We start from the raw sequence: 6,990 nt of genomic DNA on the forward strand, positions 1-6,990 counted from the left end.
GTGGCGATCGTGGAAGTCGGCTTGGGTGGCCGGCTCGACGCCACGAATCTGGTGGAGCCGCTGGCGGCCGCCGTCACGCAAATCGGCTTCGATCACGTGGAATTTCTCGGCGATACGCTCGAGTTGATCGCTGGAGAGAAGGCCGGTATCTACAAACGCGGTGCGGTAGCGGTCGTTGGCGAGGCGCGGCCCGAGATTCGTGCGCTCCTCTTGGCTCGCGCCGAAGCCGTGGGTGCCGATTCCGTGCTGGTCACCGGTCGTGACTGGCAGGTCCTGGACATTTCGGTGGGTGGTGCCGGTACGAGCTTCACCCTGGTCACGCCAGAGGGTGAGCGCCGTTTGACGACCCCGTTGATTGGCGAGTTTCAGGCGCATAACGCCAGTGTGGCATTGGCAATGTTGCGAGGCGCCGGCGGGCGCTGGCTCGAGATTGAGCGCAACGCGGCGGCACTGTTGCCGGGGGTGCGTCTGGCGGGACGCTTCCATCGCGCCGATCGGTGGCTTTTTGATGTGGCGCATAACGCCGACGGGGCGGCAACGGTGGCGGCCAATTTGCTCGAAGTCGGCGTGCCGCTCCCCGTGAGCGCCGTCGTGTGTGTGTTGCGTGACAAGGATTGGGCGGGCATTCTCCGGGCCGTTGCGCGGGTGGCGACGCACATCGTGGTGACGATGGCGCCCACGGCACCGGTGGCGCGTGCCTGGAATCTTGACGAGGTCACGGCATGGGCGGAGGCAGAGGGGCTCCCTGTGCAGCGCGTGGACGATTTCGCGTTGGCGCTCGACCACGCGCGCGAACGGGCGGCCACGGTGCTCGTGACGGGATCCTTCCATACGGTCGGCGATGCCATGGAGCGGTTGCAGGTCGATCCGCTCGCTCGGTAACTTTCTAGGATGCCTCCAAAGCTCCTCCCGGGTTTCCGAGATTTCTATCCCGAGCAGTTTGCCGAGCGAGCCCACATCTTCGAGACCTGGCGCCGCATCGTGCGGCGCTATGCGTTTCAGGAGTATGATGGGCCGCCGCTCGAGCCGCTCGAGCTATATACGCAAAAGAGCGGCGACGAGATTGTCGGCCAGCTGTTCGAGTTCGCCGACAAAGGCGGACGCGCGGTGGCCATGCGGCCCGAGATGACGCCGACGTTCGCCCGCATGGTTGGTGCACGCGCACAAACGCTGCGTAAGCCGGTGCGCTGGTTTTCGATGCCGCAGCTCTTTCGCTATGAGCGCACGCAGAAGGGGCGACTCCGCGAGCACTTTCAGCTCAACGTCGACATCGTCGGCGAGTCCGATGTGCTCGCGGACGCCGAACTGCTGTCGGTGGCGGTGGAGATCATGGCGGCCTTCGGGTTGACGGCCCGTGATGTGCGCGCGCGGGTCAGCGATCGCCGGCTGCTGAACGGTCTACTGGCGCACCTTGCCATCGACGAGGCAACGTGGCCGGCGGTGTATGCCGTGCTGGACAAGCTCGAACGTCAGCCGAAAGAGATCTCGGCGGAGAAGCTCACGGCCGCCGGTGTGCCGCTCCAAACCATCGAGGCGATTCTCGGATTCGCCACGCTCGACTTTGCGACCCTGCAGACGCGCTATGGACACGCACCGGACGTCGCGCCGCACGTAGCGCGGTTCGCACAGTACGTCGCGCATTGTGAAGCACTGGGGATCGCGGCGTGGCTGCGCTTCGATCTCACGATCGTGCGCGGCCTCGCGTACTACACCGGCATCGTGTTCGAACTGTTCGACACCGTCGGTGAGTTTCGGGCAATCTGCGGCGGCGGGCGGTACGACAATTTGCTCAAGTCACTTGGTGGCACTGATCTGCCGGCGCTCGGTTTCGGCATGGGCGATGTGGTACTCGGTGAGCTGCTCAAGGCCCGCGGACTGATGCAGGCCCCGGCGCCCGCCGTTGCGCTGTGGATCGCGCAGGCGCCGGATAGCGCGTTGTATCCTGCCGCCATGCTGCAGGTAGCATCACGCCTTCGAGCCGACGGGCATTCGGTAGAGTTTGCGCTCCGTGCGCAGCGTGTGGAGAAACAGTTGGAAGCCGCCCGAAAGGCCGGCAGTCTCGCCACGATCGTGGTGGACACGACCGGTGACGCGGTGAACTATCGCGCGCGCGCGGCTGGCGCACAGGAAGAGCTCGTGCACACCCTTGATGCCCTGAGCATGTGGGCATCGTCGACGTTGAATCGAACGGACACCGCCCATGAGTGACGACAAGAAGCTGACCACGCGCGCCGACAACTTCAGCGAGTGGTACAACGAGTTGGTCCTGCGTTCGGAACTGGCCGACTACTCGCCCGTGCGCGGATGCATGGTCATCCGCCCACACGGCTACGGTATCTGGGAGCGCATGCAGCGCGCGCTCGACGATATGTTCAAGGCGACCGGCCACGTGAATGCGTACTTCCCGCTGTTCATTCCGGAGAGCTTTCTCTCGAAGGAAGCGGAACACGTGGAAGGCTTCGCGCCCGAGTGTGCGGTGGTCACCATGGGCGGCGGCAAGCAGCTCGAGGAACGGCTCGTGGTGCGTCCCACGTCGGAGACCATCGTCTACTCGATGTTCGCGAAGTGGGTGCAGAGCTACCGCGACCTGCCGTTACTCTACAACCAGTGGGCCAACGTCGTGCGCTGGGAAATGCGGACGCGCCTGTTCCTGCGCACGATGGAGTTTCTCTGGCAGGAAGGCCATACGGCGCACACCACGCACGACGAGGCCGAAGAGGAAACGCGACGCATGCTCGGCGTGTACCGGGAGTTCATGGAAGGCTACATGGCCATGCCCGTGATCACCGGGCAGAAGACGAACTCCGAGAGGTTTGCCGGCGCGCTCCGCACGTACTCGTGTGAGGCGATGATGCAGGACAACAAGGCGCTGCAGGCCGGCACGTCGCACAACCTTGGGCAGAACTTCGCGAAGGCGTTCAATCTCAGTTTTCAGAACGAGCAGGGCGAGCAGGCGTTTGCGTGGAATACCAGCTGGGGCGTCTCGACGCGCCTGGTCGGCGGCCTCGTGATGACCCACGGTGACGACGCGGGACTGCGGCTGCCGCCGAAGCTGACGCCGATTCAGATGGTCATCGTGCCGATCTGGAAAACGGAGGAAGAGCGCGCGGCCACCGTGGAAATGGCCAAACGGATCGCCGATGATCTGGGCAGCTTCAAGCGTCCCGACCACGAACGCCTCCGGGTGCATGTCGACGACCGCGTCGGCGTGAAGCCTGGCGCGAAGTATTATCACTGGGAGCTCCGAGGCATTCCGCTGCGCATGGAGATCGGGCCCCGTGATCTGGCGTCGAACACCGGTATGTTGGCCCGTCGCGATACGCGTGAAAAGCGTCCGATCAGCTTCGACACGCTTCGCACCGAGTTGCCGGTAGTGCTCGATACCATTCAGGCGGACATGCTCGCCGCCGCCCGTGCGCGCGTCGAGGCAAACACGATTCGTGAGCGCATCAGCTACGGACGGTTCAAGGAAGTCATGGATGGCCCGGGCGCGTTCGTGTATGCCGGGTGGAACGGCGACCCTGCGATCGAGCAGCAGGTCAAGGAAGAGACCAAGGCCACGATTCGCGTCATCCCCGATGCGGAGTATCGATCGCCCGAAGCGCCCACGACGTGCATGGTGACGGGTGAGCCGGCGAAGTACGAGGTCGTGTGGGCTCGCTCGTACTGACCGACGTGATGCCGTCCTCAGACTCCGAAGCGGCGTTCTCTCGGCGGGGCGGTGTCCTGCACGCGGAGCAGGTGCCCATTCCGGCTATTGCGGCGGCCGTCGGCACGCCCACCTACGTGTACTGCGCAAACACGATTCGCGCACGCTTGCGGCGTCTCGAGCAGGCGTTCGCGAGCGTGCCGCATCGCGTTCATTTCGCGATGAAGGCGAATTCAAATCTCGCCGTGTTGCGTCTGCTCCATGAGCTTGGCGCCGGTGTCGATATCGTGTCCGGCGGTGAACTGTTTCGCGCCCGCGAGGCCGGTTTCACCGGCCGCGATATGGTATTCAGCGGCGTGGGCAAGACGGTGCGCGAGATCGAACAGGCGCTCGAGGAGCGCGTGTTGCTGATTAACGTCGAGTCGGAAGCGGAGCTCGTCACCATCGACGCCGTAGCGGGCCGTCAGGGCGTCGTGGCGCCCATTGCGATCCGCGTGAACCCCGAGGTGACGGTCGATACGCCGCATGCCTATATCAAGACCGGCGAAAAGGGACAGAAGTTCGGAATTCCGCGGGATGATGTGGCGCGTCTCGTCGCGATGGTGCATGCGCTGCCGCACGTGACGCTGCGCGGGCTGGGCATGCACCTCGGCTCTCAAATCGGCAATGCTGATCCGATGCGCGACGCGCTGCCGCGTTTACTCTCGGCGATCGCCGCCGCACGTGCCGACGGTCATCCGATTGCCTACATGGACGTCGGTGGCGGATTGGCGGTACCGTATCACGAGGATGAATCCGAGGCCGACGTGGACGACTACGCCGCCATCGTGCTTGCGGCGGCCCGGGAAGCCGGGCTGACGCTGCTGCTCGAACCGGGACGCTTCCTGGTGGCAGAGGCTGGCGCGTTGATCACGGAAGTGCTCTATCGGAAGCACGCCGCGGGCAAGGATTTCATCGTGACCGACGCCGGTATGAACGATCTCGTGCGACCGGCGCTGTATCAGGCATACCATCGCATCGACGCGGTCGACGCCGTTGACGGAACGGTGGTCGCGGATGTCGTTGGCCCGATCTGCGAGTCGGGCGACTTCTACGCGAAAGACCGAACGATGCCCGATGTGGTGGCCGGTGCCTTGCTCGCCGTGCAGACCGCCGGCGCCTACGGCTATACGATGTCGTCCAACTACAACTCCCGACCGCGCCCCGCCGAAGTCATGGTGGATGGTGATCGCTTCGCCGTGATCACCGAGCGCGAACGCCTCGAAGACCTCGTACGCCTCGAGCGTGCGCACCTCCAGTGGAGAACTGCCTGATGCGGATCGGCTTACTGTCGGATACCCATGACCGCGTGCCTGCCGTCCGCGAACTGCTCGAGCAGATGATCGCCGGTGGTGTATCGATCGTCATGCACGCCGGCGACTACTGTTCGCCGTTCTCGCTGCAGCCCTTTCATGATCTGTCGGTGCCGCTACTTGGCGTCTTCGGACGTAATGACGGCGATCATGATGCGCTGCAAGCGGCCGCCAAGTCTGGTTTCGGTGCCACCGAGCTGTACGAGTCACCGCACAGCTTCGATCTCGGCGGCAAGTCGGTCTTGCTCATTCACGATCTCGCCGATGTGCATCAGCGCTCGATCGATGGGCATGAGGTCGTGGTACATGGATTTTCACACATCCCCGAGATGAAGTCGCGCGGGGATTCGTTGCTGGTGAACCCGGGGGAAGGCTGCGGCTGGCTGCATGGCGCGCCCACGGGGGCAATTCTCGATCTCGACACGAAGGCCGTCGAGTTTCTCAAGCTTACCGGTCCGGAGTGGAAGTACTGATGCACAGCCGTATTCTCATCCTCGATTGCGGTTCGCAGTTCACGCAGCTCATCGCCCGCCGTGTGCGCGAAGCGCGTGTCTACTCCGAGATTCATCCGCCCTCGAAGTCGCTCGAATGGATTCGTGCGTGGAAGCCCGACGGTATCATTCTGTCCGGTGGGCCGAGTTCGGTGACCGACGAAGGTGCTCCGACGATCGCTCGTGCGATGCTCGAGATCGCGCCGGTGCTCGGTGTGTGCTACGGCATGCAACTGATCGCGCATCTGGAGGGTGGTGCGGTGGTCGGTGGCGGCCGTCGCGAGTACGGCCGCGCGGACGTCACGATCGATGAGCCGACTGGGCTGTTCAAGGGCTTCGACGCCGGCGAGCGAACCACCGTGTGGATGAGCCATGGCGACCACGTGGAGCAGGTGCCGCCGGGCTACGTGGCGACCGCACACAGCGGTCACACGCTGGCGGGGTTTCGCCATACGACCCGCCCTATTCATGCCGTCCAGTTCCATTCGGAGGTCGCCCACACGGTGCGCGGCGCCGACATCATCCAGAATTTCCTGTTCGGCGTCTGCGGGTGTACGCCCGATTGGACACCGGGGCATTTCATCGATCAGGAAGTCGCGCGAATCCGGGAACTCGTCGGTGATAAGCAGGTCATCTGTGGGTTGTCCGGCGGCGTGGACTCGAGTGTTGCGGCCGCACTCGTGCACAAGGCGATCGGCGATCAGCTCACGTGCATCTTTGTCGATACGGGCTTGTTGCGGTTGCACGAGCGCGAGCAGGTGGAGCGCACGATGCGTGCACACCTTGGCATCAAGCTGATCACCGTGCGGGCGGAGGATCGCTTCTTGAATGGTCTCGCTGGCGAGGGTGATCCGGAGAAGAAGCGCAAGATCATCGGGCATACGTTCATTGACGTATTCGAGGATGCATCGGCGGACGCAGGGCAGGGCGCCGAGTTCTTGGTGCAAGGCACGCTCTATCCCGACGTGATCGAGTCGGTGAGCGCGACGGGCGGACCATCGGCCACGATCAAAACGCACCATAACGTGGGCGGTTTGAAGCCGGACATGAAGTTCCGACTGATCGAGCCGCTACGTGAATTGTTCAAGGACGAGGTGCGTAACGTGGGCCGTGAGCTCGGACTGCCCGAGGAGATGGTCGGTCGTCATCCGTTCCCCGGACCCGGACTCGCGATTCGCGTGCTGGGCGAGGTCACGCCGTACGCCGTCGACATTCTCCGGCGCGCGGACGCGATTTATCTCGAGGAGATTCGCGCAGCGGGGCTCTATCAGGAAATCTGGCAGGCCTTTGCGGTGTTCCTACCCGTACGTTCGGTAGGCGTGATGGGTGATGGTCGCACGTACGAGCATGTGATCGCCCTGCGGGCGGTGACGAGCACCGACGGTATGACCGCCGACTGGTTCGCGTTCCCGCATGAAGTGCTTGGACGGATTTCGAATCGTATCATCAACGAGGTCGACGGTGTCAACCGTGTGGTCTACGACATCAGCTCGAAGCC

6 protein-coding genes are annotated in these 6,990 nt (G+C 63.8%); all 6 read left to right on the forward strand.

Features of this window, described 5'->3' with window-relative positions:
- Positions 1-882, forward strand: an 882-nt coding sequence (locus tag ACLL97_RS05280) for a bifunctional folylpolyglutamate synthase/dihydrofolate synthase (RefSeq protein ID WP_411279435.1), incomplete at its 5' end; no start/stop codon positions are given.
- Between the two features lie 9 nt (positions 883-891).
- On the forward strand, positions 892-2,208 hold the full coding sequence (gene hisS / locus ACLL97_RS05285; RefSeq protein ID WP_411279436.1) for a histidine--tRNA ligase: 1,317 nt from the start codon (positions 892-894) through the stop codon (positions 2,206-2,208).
- Positions 2,201-3,670, forward strand: a complete 1,470-nt coding sequence (gene proS / locus ACLL97_RS05290; RefSeq protein ID WP_411279437.1) for a proline--tRNA ligase — start codon at positions 2,201-2,203, stop codon at positions 3,668-3,670. The genes hisS and proS overlap by 8 nt, the downstream gene beginning before the upstream one ends.
- 8 nt (positions 3,671-3,678) lie before the next feature.
- Positions 3,679-4,962, forward strand: a complete 1,284-nt coding sequence (lysA, locus tag ACLL97_RS05295) for a diaminopimelate decarboxylase (RefSeq protein WP_411279440.1) — start codon at positions 3,679-3,681, stop codon at positions 4,960-4,962.
- Complete coding sequence (locus ACLL97_RS05300) at positions 4,962-5,474, forward strand: metallophosphoesterase family protein (protein WP_411279438.1); 513 nt, start codon at positions 4,962-4,964, stop codon at positions 5,472-5,474. Before lysA ends, ACLL97_RS05300 begins: the two co-directional genes overlap by 1 nt.
- A partial coding sequence (gene guaA, locus ACLL97_RS05305; RefSeq protein WP_411279439.1) for a glutamine-hydrolyzing GMP synthase occupies positions 5,474-6,990 on the forward strand: 1,517 nt, incomplete at its 3' end. The genes ACLL97_RS05300 and guaA, both read left to right, overlap by 1 nt.

Origin of the sequence: Gemmatimonas sp. (genome assembly GCF_046594945.1) — a bacterium.
Lineage (GTDB): Bacteria > Gemmatimonadota > Gemmatimonadetes > Gemmatimonadales > Gemmatimonadaceae > Gemmatimonas.

What these genes read in the sequence shown, in the direction of transcription:
- hisS (WP_411279436.1), top strand. Translation starts at nt 892, where the DNA reads ATGCCTCCAAAGCTCCTCCCGGGTTTCCGAGATTTCTATCCCGAGCAG.
- proS (WP_411279437.1), top strand. Translation starts at nt 2,201, where the DNA reads ATGAGTGACGACAAGAAGCTGACCACGCGCGCCGACAACTTCAGCGAG.
- lysA (WP_411279440.1), top strand. Translation starts at nt 3,679, where the DNA reads ATGCCGTCCTCAGACTCCGAAGCGGCGTTCTCTCGGCGGGGCGGTGTC.
- ACLL97_RS05300 (WP_411279438.1), top strand. Translation starts at nt 4,962, where the DNA reads ATGCGGATCGGCTTACTGTCGGATACCCATGACCGCGTGCCTGCCGTC.